The 17,500-nt window shown below is 70.8% G+C and carries 19 protein-coding genes; 10 read left to right on the forward strand and 9 right to left on the reverse strand.

What is annotated here, in order from left to right; translation table 11 throughout:
• Window positions 1-15 precede the first annotated feature (15 nt).
• Window positions 16-336 carry a hypothetical protein gene (locus PVT71_RS21005; RefSeq protein WP_353474426.1) on the reverse strand — a complete coding sequence of 107 codons (321 nt, stop codon included), beginning with the start codon at window positions 334-336 and terminating at the stop codon, window positions 16-18.
• A gap of 75 nt (window positions 337-411) precedes the next feature.
• The gene (locus PVT71_RS21010; protein ID WP_353474427.1) at window positions 412-1,335 is read right to left on the reverse strand and encodes a LysR substrate-binding domain-containing protein; all 924 of its coding nucleotides are present in this window, start codon (window positions 1,333-1,335) and stop codon (window positions 412-414) included.
• Window positions 1,336-1,452: 117 nt separating this feature from the next.
• Here PVT71_RS21010 and PVT71_RS21015 point away from each other — a divergent pair, with 117 nt between their 5' ends.
• Complete coding sequence (locus PVT71_RS21015) at window positions 1,453-2,208, forward strand: SDR family oxidoreductase (RefSeq protein WP_353474428.1); 756 nt, start codon at window positions 1,453-1,455, stop codon at window positions 2,206-2,208.
• Between the two features lie 334 nt (window positions 2,209-2,542).
• On the opposite strand, the gene PVT71_RS21020 is transcribed toward PVT71_RS21015, so the two are convergent.
• The 4 genes from PVT71_RS21020 to PVT71_RS21035 all read right to left on the reverse strand — a co-directional run bounded on the left by PVT71_RS21020 (window position 2,543) and on the right by PVT71_RS21035 (window position 6,217).
• On the reverse strand, window positions 2,543-2,707 hold the full coding sequence (locus PVT71_RS21020) for a hypothetical protein (RefSeq protein ID WP_353474429.1): 165 nt from the start codon (window positions 2,705-2,707) through the stop codon (window positions 2,543-2,545).
• Complete coding sequence (locus PVT71_RS21025; RefSeq protein ID WP_353474430.1) at window positions 2,704-3,843, reverse strand: YeeE/YedE family protein; 1,140 nt, start codon at window positions 3,841-3,843, stop codon at window positions 2,704-2,706. The genes PVT71_RS21020 and PVT71_RS21025 overlap by 4 nt, the downstream gene beginning before the upstream one ends.
• Entirely contained in the window at window positions 3,843-4,781 is a 939-nt protein-coding gene (locus PVT71_RS21030) for a rhodanese-like domain-containing protein (protein WP_353474431.1), read from the reverse strand. Before PVT71_RS21030 ends, PVT71_RS21025 begins: the two co-directional genes overlap by 1 nt.
• A gap of 218 nt (window positions 4,782-4,999) precedes the next feature.
• Window positions 5,000-6,217: an MFS transporter gene (locus PVT71_RS21035; RefSeq protein ID WP_353474432.1), complete on the reverse strand. Its 1,218-nt coding sequence runs from the start codon at window positions 6,215-6,217 to the stop codon at window positions 5,000-5,002.
• Between the two features lie 215 nt (window positions 6,218-6,432).
• Here PVT71_RS21035 and aroA point away from each other — a divergent pair, with 215 nt between their 5' ends.
• The 7 genes from aroA (at window position 6,433) to PVT71_RS21070 (ending at window position 12,970) form a co-directional block, all read left to right on the forward strand.
• Window positions 6,433-7,779 carry a 3-phosphoshikimate 1-carboxyvinyltransferase gene (gene aroA / locus PVT71_RS21040; protein WP_353474433.1) on the forward strand — a complete coding sequence of 449 codons (1,347 nt, stop codon included), beginning with the start codon at window positions 6,433-6,435 and terminating at the stop codon, window positions 7,777-7,779.
• The gene (locus PVT71_RS21045) at window positions 7,776-8,279 is read left to right on the forward strand and encodes a hypothetical protein (RefSeq protein ID WP_353474434.1); all 504 of its coding nucleotides are present in this window, start codon (window positions 7,776-7,778) and stop codon (window positions 8,277-8,279) included. Before aroA ends, PVT71_RS21045 begins: the two co-directional genes overlap by 4 nt.
• Before the next feature lie 91 nt (window positions 8,280-8,370).
• Window positions 8,371-8,994, forward strand: a complete 624-nt coding sequence (locus PVT71_RS21050; protein ID WP_353474435.1) for a d(CMP) kinase — start codon at window positions 8,371-8,373, stop codon at window positions 8,992-8,994.
• 2 nt (window positions 8,995-8,996) lie between these two features.
• Entirely contained in the window at window positions 8,997-9,995 is a 999-nt protein-coding gene (locus PVT71_RS21055) for an aldo/keto reductase (protein ID WP_353474436.1), read from the forward strand.
• Between the two features lie 70 nt (window positions 9,996-10,065).
• The gene (locus PVT71_RS21060) at window positions 10,066-10,719 is read left to right on the forward strand and encodes a histidine phosphatase family protein (protein ID WP_353474437.1); all 654 of its coding nucleotides are present in this window, start codon (window positions 10,066-10,068) and stop codon (window positions 10,717-10,719) included.
• Window positions 10,720-10,784: 65 nt separating this feature from the next.
• Window positions 10,785-11,846: a saccharopine dehydrogenase gene (locus tag PVT71_RS21065; protein ID WP_353474438.1), complete on the forward strand. Its 1,062-nt coding sequence runs from the start codon at window positions 10,785-10,787 to the stop codon at window positions 11,844-11,846.
• Window positions 11,843-12,970 (forward strand): saccharopine dehydrogenase C-terminal domain-containing protein, encoded by a 1,128-nt coding sequence (locus tag PVT71_RS21070; RefSeq protein WP_353474439.1) that lies wholly within the window; start codon window positions 11,843-11,845, stop codon window positions 12,968-12,970. The genes PVT71_RS21065 and PVT71_RS21070 overlap by 4 nt, the downstream gene beginning before the upstream one ends.
• Before the next feature lie 93 nt (window positions 12,971-13,063).
• On the opposite strand, the gene PVT71_RS21075 is transcribed toward PVT71_RS21070, so the two are convergent.
• From PVT71_RS21075 to PVT71_RS21085, 3 genes are all read right to left on the reverse strand, one after another.
• Window positions 13,064-13,546, reverse strand: a complete 483-nt coding sequence (locus PVT71_RS21075) for a CYTH domain-containing protein (RefSeq protein ID WP_353474440.1) — start codon at window positions 13,544-13,546, stop codon at window positions 13,064-13,066.
• A 186-nt stretch (window positions 13,547-13,732) separates the two neighbouring features.
• Window positions 13,733-14,422 (reverse strand): DsbA family protein, encoded by a 690-nt coding sequence (locus tag PVT71_RS21080; RefSeq protein ID WP_353474441.1) that lies wholly within the window; start codon window positions 14,420-14,422, stop codon window positions 13,733-13,735.
• Between the two features lie 61 nt (window positions 14,423-14,483).
• Entirely contained in the window at window positions 14,484-14,993 is a 510-nt protein-coding gene (locus PVT71_RS21085; protein ID WP_353474442.1) for a DciA family protein, read from the reverse strand.
• Between the two features lie 86 nt (window positions 14,994-15,079).
• Here PVT71_RS21085 and mutY point away from each other — a divergent pair, with 86 nt between their 5' ends.
• Window positions 15,080-16,135 (forward strand): A/G-specific adenine glycosylase, encoded by a 1,056-nt coding sequence (gene mutY, locus PVT71_RS21090; RefSeq protein WP_353474443.1) that lies wholly within the window; start codon window positions 15,080-15,082, stop codon window positions 16,133-16,135.
• A gap of 112 nt (window positions 16,136-16,247) precedes the next feature.
• Window positions 16,248-17,399, forward strand: a complete 1,152-nt coding sequence (locus tag PVT71_RS21095; RefSeq protein ID WP_353474444.1) for an alkane 1-monooxygenase — start codon at window positions 16,248-16,250, stop codon at window positions 17,397-17,399.
• Window positions 17,400-17,500: the final 101 nt, after the last annotated feature.

Below are 17,500 nucleotides of genomic sequence, written 5' to 3' on the forward strand. Positions count from 1 at the left end.
CGACCGGGGCCGCGATCAGCCCAGCAGGCTCTCGATCCGGCTGCGTTTCTCGGCGTCGTTGCCCTTGCCGTAGAGGATCGCGCGGACCTTGCCGACCATCTCGGGCGGCACCGTCGCGGGGTCGATCCCCGGCACCAGCGTGCGGAACTGCTGCCGCTCGCCCTGCGTCAGCTCGACCGGGCGGCCGATGCTCATCGCATAGGTCTCGCCCTCGGTCTCGGGCGCGGGGGTCGCGGTGGTCTGGTCAGGCTTCGGCGTCCGCGCGCGGCCGGTGGCGGCAAGACCCACGACGACCAGCATCGCGGCAAGCACGGCGACGACTGCAAGGCTTTTCATGGCGGGTCCAATCGGTAGGGGGCGGGCCCTCCAAAGATAGTGCATCGGGCCGCGGGCACAAGCCTTGCCTGCGCCTCACCGCGCGTCCGCGCCGGAGGCGCCGAGCCGCGCCTGCGCCTTCACGTGGTCGACGAAGGCGCGCAGCGCCGGCGGCATCAGCCGGCGCTCGGTGAAGTAGAGCGAGGGGCCGGGGAAGGGCGGCGTCCAGTCGTCCAGCACCTGCACCAGCTGCCCCGAAGCGAGATCCGCGGCAAGGTACTCGTCGAAGGCGTAGACGAGCCCGTGCCCGGCGCGCGCGGCCACGAGCGCGGCGGCCGAGCTGTTCACTGCGAGCCGGCCCTGCGGGCGGATGTCGAGCGCGCGCCCGTCCTTCTCGAAGGACCAGGGCAGGGTGTTGCCGGTGCCGAAGACATGGGTGATGCAGGCATGGTGGGCCAGATCGCCCGGGTCGCGCGGCGTGCCGTGCCGCTCGAGATACGCCGGGGCGGCGGCGACCAGCATGCGCTGGTCCGGCCCCAGCCGCACCGCCACCATGTCCTGCGCCAGCGCCTCGTCGTAGCGCAGCCCGGCGTCGAAGCCGCGCTCGACCACGTCCACGAGGTCGCCCTCGCTGACCGCCTCGATGCGCACGCCGGGGTGCAGCGCAAGGAAGGAGGTCACCAGCGGCATCAGCCGCAGCTCGATCGCCGGGGCGGGGCCGTTGATCCTGATCCGCCCGCTCAGCGCGGCCGCGCGGTCCTGCCCGAGCGCCGCCGCGGCCTCGCCCAGCACGGCGACCGCGTCGCGGGTGCGTTCGAGCAGCCGCTCGCCCTCCTCGGTGAGCGAGACGCTGCGGGTGTTGCGGTTGAGCAGCCGCACACCAAGCCGCGCCTCGAGCTCGCGGATGCGCTCGCTGAGGGTCGAGGGCGAGATCGCCAGCTCGGCGGCGGCACGGCGGAAGTTGAGGTGCCGCGCGACGGCGACGAACTGCGCGAGCGTGTTCAGATCGGGCGGGTGCATTGTTCGAATATCCGGATAGGGTATGCGGGAGTGTGCGATTTATCGAAGGCGAAGCGCAACCTATCTCTGCGGCCGGAGGGGCGGACATCCTGCCCCGCACCCAAGGAGACACAGTCCATGTCCAGCAAGATCGCCGTCATCACCGGCGCGAGCCGCGGCCTCGGCCGCGCCACCGCGCTGCACCTCGCCCGCGCCGGAACCCAGATCATCGGCACCTACAACAGCTCGCCCGATGCCGCCGCCGGGGTGGTGTCCGAGATCGAGGCGATGGGCCAACGCGCCGCCATGCTGCCCTTCGACGCCGACGGCGGGGATATCGCCGACTTCGCCGCGCGGCTGGGCGAGACCCTGCGCGCAACCTTCGGCCGCGACAGCTTCGATTACCTCGTCAACAATGCCGGGGTCGGCCTGCACCGCAGCCTTGCCGAGACCGGGCCCGAGGAGCTCGACCTGCTCTACCGCGTGCACCTGCGCACGCCCTTCCTGCTGACCCAGGCGCTGTCCCCGCGGATTGCCGAGGGCGGAACCGTGCTCTTCGTCTCCTCGGGGCTCGCGCGCTTCACCCTGCCGGGCTATGCCGCCTATGCCTCGATGAAGGGCGCGCTCGAGGTGCTGACGCGCTACGCGGCGCAGGAGCTGGGGCCGCGCGGGATCCGGGTGAACTGCCTTGCCCCGGGCGCGATCGCCACGGATTTCGGCGGCGGCGCGGTGCGTGACAATGCCCAGCTCAACCAGCGCATCGCGCAGATGACCGCGCTCGGCCGCGTGGGCGAGGCCGAGGACATCGGCGCAGGCGTCGCGGCGCTGCTCTCGGGCGGGCTGGGCTGGATGACCGGGCAGCGGGTCGAGCTCTCGGGCGGGCAGGGGCTCTGAGCCCTGTCCCCGCGGGGACGCAATGAAATGCCCGGCAGGACGAGACGTCCTGCCGGGTCTGATCAACCAGAATCATCTACAAGAATTGATCGTCGCCCCAAGGGTCGCAGCTAAATCCAACGATTGGGTCCAAGGGGTCAGGGTCTGTACGAAATCACCAGTCACACGGAAACCAGCCCTGCAGGAAGCCTACCCGGGCCGGAATAAATTTTCCGTAAAACGCGATTTATCAATCACTTGTTAATGATCCCGGGTGAGTCCCCTGCGAGACTCGGCTGGCCCGCCGCTCCCTCGTGTGGGGGCGGCGGGCCGAGGCGCGGGATAGATCAGATGATCAGTTCGGCAGGGCGCCGCAGAAGCCGCCGGTGGCGACGCTGCCCGACCCGAAGGCCAGCAGGGCCGGGGCCTGGTAGGGGTTCGGCGCCGACGTCGCGAGGTCGAAGACCAGCAGCGCCGCGACGAAGGCCAGCGCGAGCGCTGCGGTGACGGCGCGGGTCATGTCCGCGCCTCCAGTCCCACCAGCGGCCGCAGCCGGATGCCGAGGAAGGCCCCGGCAAAGGCCGCGACGAACCACACCCAGCCGTGCAGGCTGCCGGTCGAGATGCCCGAGAAGAAGGCCCCCACGTTGCAGCCGAAGGCGAGGCGCGAGGAATAGCCCAGCAGAAAGCCCGCGACGATGGTCGCGACCCAGGCGCGGGCCGGGTAGGAGGGCAGCCTTGCCGCCAGCGCGCCGCGCCGCCATGCCGCGACACCGAAGGCGCCGAGGATGATGCCGATGTCGGTGAGCGAGGTGTAGTCGGTCAGGACGCTCGACTGCACCCGCTCCATCGAGCCCGGCGCCGCCCAGAAGGCCGAGGCCGAGAGGTCTCCGCCCAATGCGGCATAGCCCTTGGCGGCCCAGAGGCCGAGACCGTAGACCACGCCCCAGGGCTGGCCCGCGACCAGCAGGTTGCCGATGGCGAGCGCGGCCAGCACGACGGCGGCGATGGCGTGGCGGCGGCTCAGCTTCACCGTGCCGGGCGCGGCGCGCCACAGGAAGATGGCCGCGGCGAGGGCGAGCAGCACCAGCGTGACGCCAAGCCCCGCGCCGCCCGTCAGCGTCAGGATCGGCAACGCGCCGAGGTCGGTCCACCAGATCAGGTTCCACGCCCCGGCAAAGCTGCCGAGCGCGAAGAAGGGCAGGGCGAGCAGGCTCACCGGGTTGCCCGAGCCCGCGTTGACCAGCGTGCCCGAGCCGCAGCCGAGCACGATCTGCATGCAGGCGCCGAAGACGAAGGCGCCGCCGACCATGGCAAAGCCGATGGGTGCCTGCGCGCCGACGAGTTCCCCGGCGTGGCTCGACAGCAGCGGGATCGCGATCACCGAGACCAGCGCGATGGACAGGAGCTGCGCCAGCACCCCCGAGGGCTCGCGGCGCAGGATCATCGCCCGCCACGGCCCGGCGAAGCCGAAGCGCATCCCCTCGAGCGCGATGCCGAAGCCGAGCCCGATGGCCAGCAGGAGGCCGTAGCGCGCCCCCGCGAAGAGCGCGACGAGGGCCACGACGACGAGCGCGCCGAGGATCAACCCGGCGCGCTTGCCCATGGCCCCTGCGGGCGCGGCCCCTGCCGCGCCGTTGGTGGCGGCCTCGGTCATCAGTTGCCCCCGGTGACCTGGTTCAGCAGGTTCTGGAAGAGACCCGGCGCGTTCTGCATGTCACGGCCGGTCTGCGAGTATTCGACCATCGAGCCGGGGTAGAGCTTGACGTTCTCGATCCCCGCCATCTCGCTCAGCGCGAACCAGTTGGTCGCCGCCCAGTGGCCGGTGTTGCAGAACGAGACGATCTCTTCGCCCTCGGTCACGCCGAGCGAGGCCTTCAGCGCCTGCACGTCCGAGATCTGGCCGATGGCGGTGGCGCCGCTCTGGAAGAACTGCGTGTAGGGGTAGCTCTGCGCGCCGGGCAGGGTGCCGGGCTTGGCGGCGGCGGCATGGGCCTTCTTGCCCTCGAAGAAGGGCGCCGGGCGGGCGTCGAGCAGCACCGCCTCGTGGCCGCCGTCGACCACGTCGGCAACCTCGGGGGTCTCGGCGGTCCAGGCGTCGTTCCAGCTGATCGAGAGCTCGGTCGGTTCGGGCGTCACCGCGTCCTTGCTGAGCGGCAGGCCGGTGTTGACCCAGGCCTGCGCGCCGCCGTTGAGGATCGACAGCTCGGTGAAGCCCGAGCTCTTCAGCGTCCAGTAGACGCGGGCGGCGGCGCCGAAATCGGTGTCGGTGTCGCCCTGCGCGACGATGACCACCGGCGCGTCGGGCTCGAGGCCGAGCTTTTCGTAGGTGGTCTCGAGCTGGTCCACCGGCACGGTGGCGCCGGGGTTCTCGTCGGGGCCGCGGAAGAGCCCGTAGGGGGCCGAGACGGCGCCGGCGATGTGGCCGTCGGCATAGGCGTCGCCGCGGATGTCGAGCACCTTCGGGGCGTCCTCGGCGGCGAGGGCGGTGTCGAGTTCGGCGGGGCTGACCAGCGGGCCGAGGTCGGCGGCGAGCGCGCCGGTGGCTGCAAGGCCGCTGAGCGCGGCGGTGAGGGCAATCGCTTTGTAGGTCATGGGGAGGCCTTCTCGTTAACGTGCACGTTTGCCGTCTTATTTCGGTCGCGGGGGCGGCGCTGCAAGGGCCGGGGCCGCGCCGCGGCGGGGGCGGCGCGGGACAGCGCTCCGGCAATCGCGGATCGCTTGGACCGGTGATTTTCCAGCGGGGCGGGACCGGGAAACTCTCCCGCCGGAGGCGCCCGGCGGAAGACGGCGTTCTTATTTCGGGCCGAGTGTCACTCGAGCCCGCTGCGCCGCGCGTCGCGCAGGGTGATGGCGAAGAGCACGAAGCCCGCCGCGCTCAGCGCCGCGCCGACATAGCCCGCCGAGGGGAAGTCGTAGCCGGCGGCGATCACCCGCGCGGCGAGGAACGGGCCAAGCGCGTTGGCGACGTTGAAGGCGGCGTGGTGCAGCGAGGCGGCAAGTTGCTGCGCCTCGCCCGCGACGTTCATCAGCCGCGTCTGCATCACCGTCGAGACCCCGCCGAGCACGCTCATCGACAGCACGGCAAGCCCCATGGTCCAGAGCCCGCCCGCGACGGCGGCGGGGAAGAGCGCCAGCACGATCGCCCCCGCGCCGAAGGAGACGAAGGCGGTGAGGTTGAGGTTGCGGTCCGCCAGCGCCCCCATTAGCAGGTTGAAGATCGTCATGCCGACCCCGGCCGCCATCAGCATCACCGCCACCATGTGCTCGGAGGCGCCGAGCGTCGTCTGCACGGTCGAGGCGATGTAGGTGTAGACCGCGAAGAAGCCGCCGAAGCCGATGGCGCCGGTGGCCAGCGTCAGCCAGACCTGCCGGTTCCGCAGCGCGCCGAGCTCGCGCAGCGGGTTGGCGCGCGGATCGGCCGGGGTGCGCGGGGCCTTGAGATAGACCGCGAAGGCCGTCGCCAGCGACAGCGCGCCGACCAGCACGAAGCCCGAGCGCCAGCCGATGTACTGGCTCATCCAGCTTGCGGCGGGCACGCCGATGGTGGTGGCGAGGGTGAGGCCGAGGAACACCCGCGACACCGCCGTCGCCCGCTTGTTGCGCGGCACGATCGAGGCGGCGACCAGCGCCGCCACGCCGAAATAGGCGCCGTGCGGCAGGCCCGAGGCAAAGCGCGCGAGGGTGAAGAGCCCGAAGGTCGGGGCCATGGCCGAGAGCGTGTTGAAGGTCGCGAAGGCCAGCATCAGCCAGATCAGCAGCATGCGCTTGCGCATCTTCGCCCCGGCCACGGCCAGCACCGGCGCGCCGACCACCACGCCGAGCGCGTAGGCGCTGATCGCATCCGCCGCCCGCGCCTCGCTGACGCCGAGCTCATGCGCGAAGTTGGGCAGCAGCGCCATGGCGGCGAACTCGGTCGTGCCGATGGCGAAGCCGCCCATGGCAAGCGCGAAGAGCACCATGCGGGCCGAAATCTGGGGGTCGGCGCCGGCCATCGAGGCAGGCGCGGTCTGGGCCGCTCTGTCGGTCATGACAATCCGTCGTCTTTTCGGGAATCGGGAGGGATTCCGGCTGTGTGTCTCGCTCCCTGAGATCACACCTAGGGCGCGGTCGCGGGGGAGGCAAGCCTTGGCCGCGTGCTTGCGCGGACCCGCGCCTTCCTTTGCGGAACGATGCAGCGCGCGGGCGATGGACGCAGGCGCAACGCGCTGCTATCAGGCGCGCGAGCGATAACAGGAGAGGCGCCATGTCGAGCCACGGGGACCCCATTCCGATGATTGCCCGCAAGTCCGCGGGTCTTAAGGGCGAGGCGCATGTGCCGGGCGACAAGTCCATTTCGCACCGGTCGCTGATCCTCGGCGCGCTGGCGGTGGGCGAGACGAAGGTGACCGGCCTGCTCGAAGGGCAGGACGTGCTCGACACCGCCAAGGCGATGCGCGCCTTCGGCGCCGAGGTCGAGAAGCGTGGCGACACCTGGCACGTGCACGGCGTCGGCGTCGGCGGCTTCGCCGAGCCGGGCAACGTCATCGACTGCGGCAACTCGGGCACCGGCGTGCGGCTGATCATGGGCGCGATGGCGACCACCCCGATCACCGCCACCTTCACCGGCGACGCCTCGCTGAACTCGCGGCCGATGGCCCGCGTCACCGACCCGCTGGCGCTCTTCGGCGCGCGCGCCTACGGGCGCTCGGGCGGACGGCTGCCGATGACCATCGTCGGGGCGGAAGCCGCGATCCCGGTGCGCTACGCCACCCCCGTTCCTTCCGCGCAGGTGAAATCGGCGGTGCTGCTGGCGGGGCTCAACGCCCCCGGCGAGACCGTGGTGATCGAGCGCGAGGCGACCCGCGACCATTCCGAGCGGATGCTGACCGGCTTCGGCGCCAAGGTCACCACCGAGGAGACCTCGGAGGGTCGGGTGATCACGCTCGTCGGCCAGCCCGAGCTGAAGCCGCAGACCATCATCGTGCCGCGCGATCCGTCGTCGGCCGCCTTCCCGGTCTGCGCCGCGCTCATCACCGAGGGCTCGGACGTGCTGGTGCCGAACATCGGCCTCAACCCGACCCGCGCCGGGCTCTTCTTCACCCTGCAGGACATGGGCGCGGACCTCAGCTTCGAGAACATGCGCGAGGAGGGCGGCGAGCCGGTCGCCGACCTGCGTGCCAAGTTCTCGCCGAACCTCAAGGGCATCGAGGTGCCCGCCGAGCGCGCCGCGAGCATGATCGACGAATACCCGGTGCTGTCCGTGGTCGCGGCCTTTGCCAGCGGCAAGACCCACATGCCGGGCGTCAAGGAACTGCGCGTGAAGGAAAGCGACCGGATCGACGCCATGGCGACCGGCCTGCGGCTCAACGGTGTCGAGGTCGACGAGGGCGAGGACTGGTGGACGGTGCATGGTCGCGGCTTCGGCGACGTCGCCGGCGGGGCCACGGTGCAGAGCCATCTCGACCACCGCATCGCCATGTCCTTCCTCGTCATGGGCCTTGCCGCCGAGGCGCCGGTGCGGGTGGACGACGGCGGGCCGATCGCCACTTCCTTCCCGATCTTCGAGACGCTGATGACCGGGCTCGGGGCGGACCTGGGCCGCGAGGCGTGACCCGGCTGCTGCCCGTCGTCGCGGCGCTGGCCGCGGCGCTGCTGCTCTACATGGGCTATTTCACCTGGGCCGTGCTCTGGCCCGGGGCAGGCGGGCAGCTGCCGTTCGACCTGCGCGCCTTCGGCTACACGGTGGGCGAGGCGCAGCGCTACCTCGTCGCGCTGGGTGACGATGCGCGGGCGGTCTACCTGCTCGAGATGCGCTGGCTCGGCGCCGCTTTCCGGGTGGTCTTCGGCGTCACGCTGATGATGGGCGCCTGGTACCTTTCGCGCGGGCGGGCCTGGTGGCGGCGCGGCGTCTTCCTCTTCCTCGCGCTGGCCTGGATGGGGGCGGATGCCGCCGAGAACCTGATGGTCAACGAGATGCTGCTGCGCGGCCCGGTGGCGCTCGATCACGCGCTGGTCGAGTGGTCGAGCCTCTTCACCCGGCTGAAATTCGTGCTGCTGGCGGTCTGCGGGGTGGGGCTCTTCGGGCTCTGGAAACAGGGGCCGCGGGGCTGAGCGGCACGCCCCCGCGCGCAGCGGCCGCTTCGGCTTGAAGCACGCGCCCCCGCGCGCGATAAAGGCCGCGATCTGAAAGAAAGGGACGGCCATGGCCTTCACCATCGCCATCGACGGGCCGGCAGCCGCCGGCAAGGGCACGATCAGCCGCGCCGTGGCGGCGCATTTCGGCTTTGCCCATCTCGACACCGGGCTGCTCTACCGCGCGGTCGGGCGCAAGATGCTCGACGGCACCGATCCGATCCTCGCGGCGCGCGCGCTGCGGCCGCAGGACCTCGGCGTCGAGGGGCTGCGCAGCGCCGCCGTCGGCCAGGCCGCCTCGCGCGTGGCGGTGATCCCCGAGGTGCGCGCGGCGCTGCTCGACTTCCAGCGTGCCTTTGCCCGGCGCGACGGCGGTGCGGTGCTCGACGGTCGCGACATCGGCACGGTGATCTGCCCCGAGGCCGAGGCCAAGCTCTTCGTCACCGCCAGCGCCGAGGTGCGCGCCCGCCGCCGCTACGACGAGCTGGTGGCCGGCGGGGCGCAGACCGATTACGAGACCGTGCTGGCCGAGACCCGCGAGCGCGACCACCGCGACGCCACCCGCGCGGACGCGCCGCTGAAGCCGGCGAAGGACGCGCTGATGATCGACACGTCGGAGCTGGACGTCGAGGCCGCCGTGGCCGCCGCCATCGCCGCGGTCGAGGCGCGCAGCGTGGAACGGGTGAGGGGATGAGCATGAAGACCGTCCGCATGGGGCCTGCGGGGCCCGAGCTTCCTGCCTTCGGCATCGGCGCCATGTCCTTCGCCGACTTCTACGGCCCGACCACCGAGGCCAATTCGTTCGCCGTGCTCGATGCCGCGGCGGCGGCGGGGGTGGTGCACATCGACACCTCCAACGTCTACGGCATGGGCCGCTCGGAGAGCGCGATCGGGGCCTGGCTCAAGGCCAACCCCGGCGCGCGCGAGACGCTGCACATCGCCACCAAGGCGGGGATCACCAAGGACGCGCAGGGCAACCGCGCCTTCGACAACTCGGCGGCGCATCTCGAGGCCGAGCTCGACGGCTCGCTGAAGCGGCTGGGGATCGAGCAAGTGGATCTCTTCTACGTGCACCGGCGCGAGGCGGCGCGGCCGATCGAGGAGGTGACCGAGACGCTGGCGGCGCTGGTGGCGAAGGGCAAGACCGCGAGCTTCGGCTTTTCCGAGATCGCGCCGAGTTCCCTGCGCCGCGCGGCGGCGGTGCACCCGGTGGCCGCCGTGCAGTCGGAATACTCGCTCGCGACCCGCTTCACCGAGCTGGGGCTGTCGCAGGCCTGCGCCGAGCTCGGCACCGCGCTCGTCGCCTTCTCGCCGGTCGGGCGCTCGCTGCTGACGGACAGCCCGATCCCGGCGGAGACCATCGCGGCCAACCCGTTCCTCGCCGGCAACCCGCGCTTCATGGCGCCGAACCTCGCGGCCAACCTCGCGCTCACCGACCGCTTCCGCGCGCTCGCCGCCGAGATGGGACTGCCGGCGGCGGGTCTGGCCATCGCCTGGCTGCTGAGCCGGGGCGATCACGTGATCCCGATCCCCGGCACGCGCTCGGTGGCGCACCTCAAGGAGCTGCTGACCGGGCTCGAGGCGCGCCTCACCGAGGAGGATCTCGCGCGCATCGACGCGGTGCTGCCGGTGGGCTGGGCGCATGGCGACCGCTACTCGGCGCAGCAGCACGTCGGGCCCGAGAACTTCTGCTGACCCGGGCCCGGAGCGGGGGCGCTGCCCCCGCACCCCCGGAGTACTTGACGAAAGATGAAAGGGGCAGGACATGTCGCATGTCACCCTCGTGCGGCACGGGCAGGCCAATACCCATGCCAAGGACGAGACCAGCTATGACCGGCTGAGCGATCTCGGCCGCCAGCAGGCGCGCTGGCTGGGCGATCACCTGCGCGGCACCGGCGAGGTCTTTGCCCGCGCCTATTGCGGCACGCTGCAGCGCCACCGCGAGACCGCCGCCGAGATGGGGCTGGCGCTGGAGGTGGTGCAGGACGCGCGGCTCGACGAGCTGGAATATTTCACCATGGCGCAGCTCATGGACCAGCAGCACGGCATCGCCCTGCCGCCCGACCGCGAGGGCTTCATCCGCCACCTGCCGACGCTCTTCACCTATTGGCGCGAGGGGCGGCTCGAGGGCGCGCCGGAAAGCTTCGCCGCGTTCGAGAGCCGGGTCGGCGACGTGCTGGCCGAGATCGCCGCGGGCGAGGGGCGCGCCGTGGTGGTGACCTCGGGCGGGCTCATCGGCATGGCGATGCGGGTGACCATGGGGCTCGAGATGCAGGCGCTGGCCCATGCCTGCCTTGCCATCGAGAACACCTCGCTGCACCGCTTCCAGCCGCTCTCGACCGGGCTTTGCCTCACGCTCTTCAACGCCGTGCCGCACCTCGAAGGGGCAGAACGGTCACTGGCGCGCACCCATCTCTGAGCCCCGCCTTCCCCCGGCGAATCCTTTTGGGTAGCAATGCGGGGAGTTTGGCTTTGGAGAGACGGATGACACATCTGTGGGTGCGCGCGGAGCAGCGGCAGAACGAGGACCGGGTGGGCGTGACCCCCGAGGGGGTGAAGGCGCTGATCGCCGCGGGGGTCCGCGTCACCGTCGAGGAAAGCCGCGCCCGAGTCATCGGCATCGACGGCTACCGTGCCGCCGGGGCCGAGATCGCGCCCGAGAACAGCTGGCCGGACGCGCCCGCCGAGGCGATCATCTTCGGCCTCAAGGAACTGCCCGAGGACGGCACGCCGCTGCGCCACCGCCACATCATGTTCGGCCATGCCTTCAAGGGTCAGCCGGCCGGGCAGGTGCTGCTGAAGCGCTTCGTCGCGGGGGGTGGGGCGCTCTACGATCTCGAGTACCTCGTCGACGAGAGCGGCCGGCGCGTCGCGGCCTTCGGCTACTGGGCGGGCTACGCGGGGGCGGCGGTGACGCTGCTGGCCTACGCGGCGCAGCTGCAGGGCGGGATCTGCGGCCCGGTCTCGGTCTGGCCGAACGCCGACGCGATGGAGGCCGCGGTCACCGATGCGCTCGACGCGGCGGGCGGGGCTCGGCCGCGGGCCATGGTGATCGGCGCGCTGGGGCGCGTCGGCACCGGGGCGGGGGACCTCTGCCGCAAGGCCGGTGTCGAGGTCACCCAGTGGGACATGGCCGAGACCGCGCATGGCGGGCCCTTCCCCGAGGTTCTGGACCACGAGGTCTTCTTCAACTGCATCCTCGCGCGGCCGGGCACGCCGGTCTTCGTGCCGGCCTCTGCGACAACCGATCCGCGCCGGCTGCGCGCCATCGGCGACATCGCCTGCGATCCCGACAGCGACTTCTCGCCCGTCAAGGTCTACGGCCATGTCACCGACTGGCAGTCCCCGGCGCTGCGCGTGCATGACGCGCCGCCGCTCGACGTCATGGCGATCGACAACCTGCCCTCGCTGCTGCCGCGCGAGAGCTCGGAGGATTTCGCTGCCCAGCTCTTGCCGCACCTGCTGACCCTGACCGCACTGGATGCCGGCGTCTGGGGCCGGGCGGCGGCGACCTACACGACTTATCTTGAGGAGGAACTTGCATGATTCACTGGTGCGGAACGGGGCTCTCGTCGGTCCCGGGGCTGCGGCGCCTGATCGAGGCGGGGCACGAGGTGACGGTCTGGAACCGGACCGAGGCCAAGGCCCGCGAGGCCGTCGGTGACCTGACGGACCGCATCCACGCCTTCGCCCCGGACGCGGTCGAGGCGGCGGTGCAGGAGGGCGACGTGATCGTCTCGATGCTGCCCGGCGACTGGCACGTGATGCTGGCCGAGATCGCCATCGCCAGGAAGGCGCATTTCGTCTCGTCCTCCTACATCTCGCCGGAGATGCGCGGGCTCGATGCCAAGGCCAAGGCGGCCGGGGTGGCGCTGGTCAACGAGGTCGGGCTCGACCCGGGGATCGACCACCTGATGGCGCATGACCTCGTGGCGGACTACCGCGCCTCGGACGCCTTCGATCCCGCGAACGAGGTCAGCTTCCTGAGCTACTGCGGCGGCGTGCCGAAGGAGGCCAACGCCTTCCGCTACAAGTTCTCCTGGGCGCCGGTCGGCGTGCTGAAGGCGCTGCGCTCGCCGTCGCGCTCGATCCGGCATTTCGAGGAGCTGAAGGTGGCGCGGCCCTGGGATGCGCTGACCCGCTACGACGCGCCGCTCGATCCGCCCGAGAGCTTCGAGGTCTACCCGAACCGCGACTCGCTGCCCTTCCTCGAGCAGTACGAGTTCGGCGCGGACTGGAAGGTGAAGGACTTCGTGCGCGGCACGCTGCGGCTCAACGGCTGGTCCGAGGCCTGGAAGGAGATCTTCGCCGAGGTCGAGACGGCGGATGACGCGCGGCTGGCGCAGATGGCCGCGGACCTGCTGGCGCAGAACGCCTATGCCGAGGGCGAGCCCGACCGCGTGGTGCTCTGCGTCACGCTCAAGGCCGAGAAGGCCGATGAGACCGTCTGGCACAAGACCTGGGTGATGGACGCCTGGGGCGACGCGCGCGGCTCGGCCATGGCGCGGCTGGTGTCGATGCCGGTGTCCTGGGCGATCGAGGCGGTGCTGAACCGCGAGATCAAGCCCGGCGTTTCGGCGGCGCCGTCCGATCCCAGACTTGTCACGCGCTGGCTGGGCGGGGTCGAGACCTTGGCGCAGCGGCTGATGCGGGTGGACGAGGCGGGCTGAGCGGCCCGCCGGTCCCTGCCGGGAAAGCGCTGAAGCAAAGGGGCCCCGGGTCGCGATGACCCGGGGCCCTTTGCATTGCCGGGGGGCGGGCGCTCAGGCCGCGTCGGTCCCGCTGCTGCCCTTGCGCGCCGCCAGCATGTTCACCTTGCGGTATTCCTGCAGGCCGGTCACCTCGCGGCCGATCCAGCCGGGCAGGGGCAGCGGCGTGTCGAGATCGGGCAGTTCGACCTCGGCGACGATGATGCCGGCCAGCAGCCCCTCGTAGACATCCACCGTCCAGACCAGCGCGCCCCGGGGGATGTGGTGGCGGGTCTTCTCGACCACGTCGCCGCCGCAATGGGCGGCGAGCATCTCCTCGGCGTCCTCGGCCGGGATCGGGTATTCGAACTCGTCGCGCGAGAGCCCGTCGCGCTTGCCCTTGATGCAGAGCGTGGCGCGCCCGTCGTAGAAGCGGACCCGGGCCTTGCGCCCGCCCTCCGCGGCGATCAGCCCGTCCCGCAGGCGCTCGCTGCGCGCAACTTCCGCCTTCCAGCCGTCATTGGCCACGAGGAACTTGCGCTCGATTTCTTTCGCCAAAGCGGACTCACTTTCGATGAAATACTGGGCACTTCGAGTACGCCCGCGCTTTATCTCGCGGCGCGGGGAAAGGCCACAGGGCACCGCGTCGCGCCGGGAAAAATCCCATGAAACTTCGCTGCCTGCGTCCCGCCCACGAAAAAGGCGCGCCCCGCGGGACGCGCCTTTCGATGCCGGGGCCGGGTCTTACTTGGCCGCCTCGTAATGCTCGTCGAGCACCTTGGCGAAGTCCTCGTAGGACATGTTCGAGTAGGGCTTGCCGTCGATGAGGAAGGAGGGCGTCGCGGTGATGTTGTCGCGCGTCGCGTTCTCCTGGTACCAGCCGACGAGGGCTTTGAGCTTGGCGCCATCGTTCATGCAGGCGTCGAGCTGGTCCTTGCCGATGCCGGCCATCAGGCCGATCTTGCGCAGGCCGTCGGCGATGCCCTGGTCGGAGCCCGCCTTTACCCAGTCGCCCTGGGTCTTGTAGATCATGTCCGAGATGCCGAAGAACTTCGCGGGCTCGCAGCGCGCGACCATGGCCGCCCACATGCCGTACTTGTCGAAGTAGACGTCGCGGTAGACCAGTTTCACCTTGCCGGTCTTGATGTAGTTCTCGTCGATCTGCGGCAGCACCTCGTTCGAGAAGCGCGCGCAGTGCGGGCAGGTGAACGAGGCGTATTCGATGATCTCGACGGGGGCGTTCACGTCGCCCTTCACCATCTCGACGATCTCGGGCGCGGTCTCCGCGGCACTGGCCTCGCTGCTCGCCTCCTGCGCATTGGCCGCACCCGGCAGGGCGACGCCCGCGGTTGTGGTGCGGGCCTCGTCGAGCAGCCAGCCGCCACCAAGGGCGAAAGTGGCCGCGAGCGCGGCGACGGGAAGAATGCGGGTCATGTAAGGTCCTCTTGTGGTTGCCTTGCCTGCGGCCTTGCGGGCCGCGTGTCTGCCCACGGCGCTACTGCCGCGATTTCGAGATGACGTTGCCGGCGAGCCGCTCGAGCGCGGCGCGCAGGCCTTCGTCATGGATGTCTTCTGCCACCCGGTGCGCCTCGGCCTTGATCTCGGGCGAGGGTTCGGGCTTCTCGGCCTTGGGCGCATGGCCGAAGGCGACGCGGCCCTCGGCGAAGCCGGTGGCGGCGGTCTGGGTGATGCGGACGCGCGCGATGGCGTTGTAGCCGTAGACCGCGTTGACCTTCTCGCGCAGCTGTTCCTTCTGCATCTCGAGCAGCGGCGCGTTGGCGCCGGTGGTCAGCAGCGTCAGCGTCGCGCCGAGCCCCTGCTGGCGCGCGTAGCTGACCTCGACCGGGCGGGCCATGGCGGCGATGTCGGCGCCGACGATCTCGTCCCAATGGGTCAGCAGGCGCGACTGCGCGAAGCCACGGCTTTCGCTGGCCTTGCGGATCTGCGCGTTGAGCAGCCCCGAGGTCTTTGCGAAGCCGTATGTTGAGGTGTTGCGCCGTGCCATCTTGAATCCCTCTCTGCGGACCTATTCTAGTGGCCCCGCATCCGCATGCCAGCAGGGAATCGCTTTTGTCGTCGATGATCAAGGGAATGTCAGCCGCGCGTGACACGGCGCGGGCCGCAGATCTGCTCACATGGTACGATCGCCACGCCCGGGACCTGCCCTGGCGGGTGAGCCCGGCGGCGCGCGCGGCGGGGGTGAGGCCCGATCCTTACCGCGTCTGGATGTCCGAGATCATGCTGCAGCAGACAACCGTCGCCGCGGTGAAGAGCTATTTCGAGGCCTTCACCGCGCGCTGGCCGACGGTGTCGGACCTCGCCGCCGCAGAGGACGCCGACGTCATGGCCGCCTGGGCGGGGCTCGGCTATTACGCCCGCGCCCGCAACCTGCTGAAATGCGCCCGCGCGGTGGCGGACGAGCATGGCGGGGTCTTCCCGCAGACGCTGGAGGGCCTGCGCGCGCTGCCCGGCGTCGGGCCCTACACGGCGGCGGCGGTGGCGGCGATCGCCTTCGACCTGCCCGAGACGGTGGTCGACGGCAACGTCGAGCGGGTGATGGCGCGGCTCCACGACGAGCACATGCCGCTGCCGCAGTCGAAGCCGGTGCTGACCCAATATGCCGCCACGCTGACGCCGCAGGAGCGGCCCGGCGACTACGCGCAGGCGGTGATGGACCTTGGCGCCACGATCTGCACGCCGCGCAACCCGGCCTGCGGGCTCTGCCCCTGGCGCGGCGCCTGCGCCGCCTGGGACGTGGGCAGCATGGCGGAGCTCCCCAAGAAGGCGCCGAAGAAGCGCAAGCCGACGCGCCACGGCATCGCCTACCTCGTGAAGCGCGTTGACGGCGCCTGGCTGCTCGAGCGGCGGCCGGACAGCGGGCTTCTGGGCGGGATGCTGGGCTGGCCCGGCTCGGACTGGTCCGAGGAGGCCCCGGCCGATGCGCCCCCCATTCGCGCCGAGTGGAAGACGCTCAACGCCGAGGCGCGCCACACCTTCACCCATTTCCACCTGCGCCTGACCGTCAAGACCGCGCTGGTGCCGATGGAGCGCGCCCCCGAGCGCGGCGATTTCGTCGAGGCCGGGATCTTCGACCCCGAGGACCTGCCGACCGTCATGCGCAAGGCCTTTGCTCTGACGTCACCCTGACCGGCGCGCGCGCCGCATTGACCGCAAAGCCCCGATCGGGACAGTCTGCCCGCAACCGCCCCTGCAACGCGCCGTGCCAGCCGGGGGAGAAGATGGGTATGTGACGATGGACATGGGTTCGACGATTTCCGCAAGCAGGCTGGCGCGCTGGACGGCGGCCGCGCCCTTCTGGCTGGTCTACCTTTTGCCGGTGCTGGTCTGGCTCGGCGCGCTGAAGGGCGGGCTCTGGGTGCTGCTGCCACCGCTGGCGACGTGGTACCTCTTCTCGGCGCTCGACGCGGCGCTGGGGCTCAACGCCGAGAACGCCGACCCGCAGACCGAGGAGCGCGACCTCTTCTGGTATCGCGCCGGGGTGATGCTCTGGGCGCCGGTGCAGTTCGTCACGCTGTTCGCGCTGATCTGGTACGTGGCGGGCAACGAAGGGCTGACAGGCTGGGAGAAGTTCGGCGTCTTCTTCGGCACCGGGGTGATGACCGGCACGGTGGGGATCGTCTATTCCCACGAGCTTCTGCACCAGCGCAACAATCTCGAGCGGCGGCTCGGCGACTGGCTGCTGGCCATGGTGCTCTACTCGCATTTCCGCTCCGAGCATTTGCTCGTGCATCACCTCTGGGTCGGCACGCCGCGCGATCCGGTCACCGCGCGCTACAACGAGGGCTTCCACCGCTACTACCCGCGCGTGCTGCGCGAATGCCCGGTCTCGGCCTTCCGTGCCGAGGCGGCGCTGCTGGCGCGGCGCGGGCTGCCGTGGTGGCACCGGCGCAACCCGTTCTGGCTCTACCTCGTGCTGCAGCTCGCCATGCTGGCGCTGGCGCTGGTCCTCGGCGGCTGGGGCGGGCTGGTGCTCTTCCTCGTGCAGGCGGGGGTGGCGATCTGGCAGCTCGAGCTCACCAACTACGTCGAGCATTACGCGCTGACCCGCAAGCACCTCGGGGACGGGCGCTATGAGCACGTGAAGCCGCACCATTCGTGGAACTCGGCGCATACCGCGACCAACTGGCTGCTGATCAACCTTCAGCGCCACTCGGACCACCACTACAAGCCCGACCGGCGCTTCCCGCTCCTGCAGACCTACGCCGAGGCCGAGGCGCCGCAGCTGCCCTACGGCTATCCGCTGATGACCATGGCGGCGATGGTGCCGCCGGTCTGGCGGCGAGTGATGAACCCGAGGGTGAAGGCCTGGCGCCGGACGTGGTACCCGGAGATCACCGACTGGTCCGACTACAACAAGGCGCGCACGCCCCGGCCGAAGGGCGCGTCCTGAGGGGCGCCCCGCGGGATATTTCCGCCTAGGGCCAAGCCCCGCGCCGGAGCGGGATTGCATTCGCTCCTGCCGCCCATCAACATGCGCGCAGCAAGTAGAAA

The sequence above is a fragment of the Salipiger sp. H15 genome (assembly GCF_040409955.1).
Classification (GTDB): domain Bacteria; phylum Pseudomonadota; class Alphaproteobacteria; order Rhodobacterales; family Rhodobacteraceae; genus Salipiger.

Coding starts and splice junctions, on each gene's coding strand:
- PVT71_RS21080 (WP_353474441.1), bottom strand. CDS start 14,422: ATGACCCGCATTCTTCCCGTCGCCGCGCTCGCGGCCACTTTCGCCCTT.
- PVT71_RS21060 (WP_353474437.1), top strand. CDS start 10,066: ATGTCGCATGTCACCCTCGTGCGGCACGGGCAGGCCAATACCCATGCC.
- PVT71_RS21025 (WP_353474430.1), bottom strand. CDS start 3,843: ATGACCGAGGCCGCCACCAACGGCGCGGCAGGGGCCGCGCCCGCAGGG.
- PVT71_RS21035 (WP_353474432.1), bottom strand. CDS start 6,217: ATGACCGACAGAGCGGCCCAGACCGCGCCTGCCTCGATGGCCGGCGCC.
- mutY (WP_353474443.1), top strand. CDS start 15,080: ATGTCAGCCGCGCGTGACACGGCGCGGGCCGCAGATCTGCTCACATGG.
- PVT71_RS21095 (WP_353474444.1), top strand. CDS start 16,248: ATGGGTTCGACGATTTCCGCAAGCAGGCTGGCGCGCTGGACGGCGGCC.
- PVT71_RS21070 (WP_353474439.1), top strand. CDS start 11,843: ATGATTCACTGGTGCGGAACGGGGCTCTCGTCGGTCCCGGGGCTGCGG.
- PVT71_RS21065 (WP_353474438.1), top strand. CDS start 10,785: ATGACACATCTGTGGGTGCGCGCGGAGCAGCGGCAGAACGAGGACCGG.
- aroA (WP_353474433.1), top strand. CDS start 6,433: ATGTCGAGCCACGGGGACCCCATTCCGATGATTGCCCGCAAGTCCGCG.
- PVT71_RS21015 (WP_353474428.1), top strand. CDS start 1,453: ATGTCCAGCAAGATCGCCGTCATCACCGGCGCGAGCCGCGGCCTCGGC.
- PVT71_RS21030 (WP_353474431.1), bottom strand. CDS start 4,781: ATGACCTACAAAGCGATTGCCCTCACCGCCGCGCTCAGCGGCCTTGCA.
- PVT71_RS21050 (WP_353474435.1), top strand. CDS start 8,371: ATGGCCTTCACCATCGCCATCGACGGGCCGGCAGCCGCCGGCAAGGGC.
- PVT71_RS21005 (WP_353474426.1), bottom strand. CDS start 336: ATGAAAAGCCTTGCAGTCGTCGCCGTGCTTGCCGCGATGCTGGTCGTC.
- PVT71_RS21085 (WP_353474442.1), bottom strand. CDS start 14,993: ATGGCACGGCGCAACACCTCAACATACGGCTTCGCAAAGACCTCGGGG.
- PVT71_RS21020 (WP_353474429.1), bottom strand. CDS start 2,707: ATGACCCGCGCCGTCACCGCAGCGCTCGCGCTGGCCTTCGTCGCGGCG.
- PVT71_RS21010 (WP_353474427.1), bottom strand. CDS start 1,335: ATGCACCCGCCCGATCTGAACACGCTCGCGCAGTTCGTCGCCGTCGCG.
- PVT71_RS21055 (WP_353474436.1), top strand. CDS start 8,997: ATGAAGACCGTCCGCATGGGGCCTGCGGGGCCCGAGCTTCCTGCCTTC.